The sequence below is a fragment of the Cellulomonas iranensis NBRC 101100 = JCM 18110 genome, from assembly GCF_001552375.1.
Lineage (GTDB): Bacteria > Actinomycetota > Actinomycetes > Actinomycetales > Cellulomonadaceae > Cellulomonas > Cellulomonas iranensis.
Genome location: NZ_BCRB01000183.1, coordinates 1 through 1,445 on the forward strand (window position 1 = coordinate 1; position 1,445 = coordinate 1,445).

General features: G+C 75.6%; 2 protein-coding genes. One reads left to right on the forward strand and one right to left on the reverse strand.

Features of this window, described 5'->3' with window-relative positions:
- Positions 1–194, reverse strand: a 194-nt coding sequence (locus CS2_RS18230) for a DUF1540 domain-containing protein (protein WP_070321020.1), incomplete at its 3' end; no start/stop codon positions are given.
- A gap of 330 nt (positions 195–524) precedes the next feature.
- On the opposite strand from CS2_RS18230, the gene CS2_RS18235 reads away from it, so the two are divergent.
- Positions 525–1,373 carry a DUF4397 domain-containing protein gene (locus CS2_RS18235; protein WP_070321021.1) on the forward strand — a complete coding sequence of 283 codons (849 nt, stop codon included), beginning with the start codon at positions 525–527 and terminating at the stop codon, positions 1,371–1,373.
- The last annotated feature ends 72 nt before the right edge of the window (positions 1,374–1,445 follow it).

Consider the following 1,445-nt stretch of genomic DNA (forward strand, 5'->3'; position numbering starts at 1 on the left):
CGCTGGCACGCGCCGACGTGCGACACGACGCGGTCGAGACCGCCCTTGACGCTCAGGGGGATGAACGTCGCGCACTGCGCGTCGCCGGCGCCGCCGATGGTGACGGCCGCGGCGTGGCAGGACGAGTGGTCGTTGTACGAACAGCCGGCGACCGAGCACTCGGCCACGGCGGGGAGCTCTGCGAGCGTGCTCATCGGTACCTCCGGTAGGTCGGGACAACCTGTCGGGCACGACCTGGCGGCTGCGCCCTCTCCTCGACGCTAGACCCGCCCACGGCATCCCGCCACCAAGCCAGGCCTGGCTCAGCCGCAGGTCAGAGGCCCTTTTTACGCAAGGAGCGTGTTGCGGAAAGCACGTCGCCGCAGGTCGGGCGGACGGCGCGTGCCGACCCGCGACGCCCCCGCGCGCGGACGGTCCGGGAAAAAAGTCCGCACGGGGTGCATCCGCGCGCGCACCCCCGAGGGAAGTAGTCGTGTCAGCACGTCCTCGCCCGCCCTGGCGGGCCGAACGGAAGGACCCCACCGATGCGCGCACGACTCCTGGCCGGCACCGCTGCCGGCGCGCTGGCCCTCGGCCTGACCGCGACCCTGACCGCCCTGCCCGCGAGCGCCGCGACCGGCAGCACCGCGAAGCTCTCGGTGCTGCACGGCGTCCCCGACCTCACGGTCGACGTGTGGGTCAACGGCGAGCGCACGCTCGACGACTTCACGCCCGGCACGCTCGCGGGCCCGCTCGACCTGCCCGCGGGCACGTACAGCGTCGCGATCACGGCGGCCGACGCGGCCGACGCGTCCTCGCCCGCGATCGGCCCCGTGGACCTCCCGCTGGAGGGCGGCAAGAACTACACCGCCGTCGCGCACCTCGACGCGTCGGGCCAGCCCACCGCGACCCTGTTCACCAACGACACGTCGGCCACGGCCGCCGGGCAGGGCCCTCTCACGGTCCGCCACGTCGCCGCCGCACCGGGCGTCGACGTCCTCGCGGGCGGTCAGGCCGTGATCTCGAACCTGACCAACCCGAACGAGAAGTCGCTCGACCTGCCGGCCGGCACGGTCTCGGCGTCGGTCGTCGCGACCGGCACCACGGAGCCCGCGCTGCTCGGCCCGGCCGACGTCCCGGTGACCGAGGGCACGAGCACGATCGTCTACGCGTGGGGCTCGGCCGAGGCGGGCAACCTCGCGCTCGCGACGCAGACCATCGGCGGGCTGCACTCCGGTCCGTCGGGCGTGCAGGCGGGTCAGGTCGGCCTCGCCGCGGACCGGCCGTCGCCGGCCGTGCCGGTCGCGCTGACGATGCTCGTCGCGCTCGGCGTCGCCGGTGCGACGCTCGCGGGTCGTCAGGTGGTCGCGCGCCGCGCGGCCACGCACCGCTGACCCGGGCGACGCGCACCGTGACCACCGACGTCCTCGGCGCCCGGCCCGCCCCCGCCGGCCGGGCGCCGGGGG

Excerpts from the sequence above, each read along its gene's own strand:
- CS2_RS18235 (WP_070321021.1), top strand. The coding sequence starts at position 525 with ATGCGCGCACGACTCCTGGCCGGCACCGCTGCCGGCGCGCTGGCCCTC.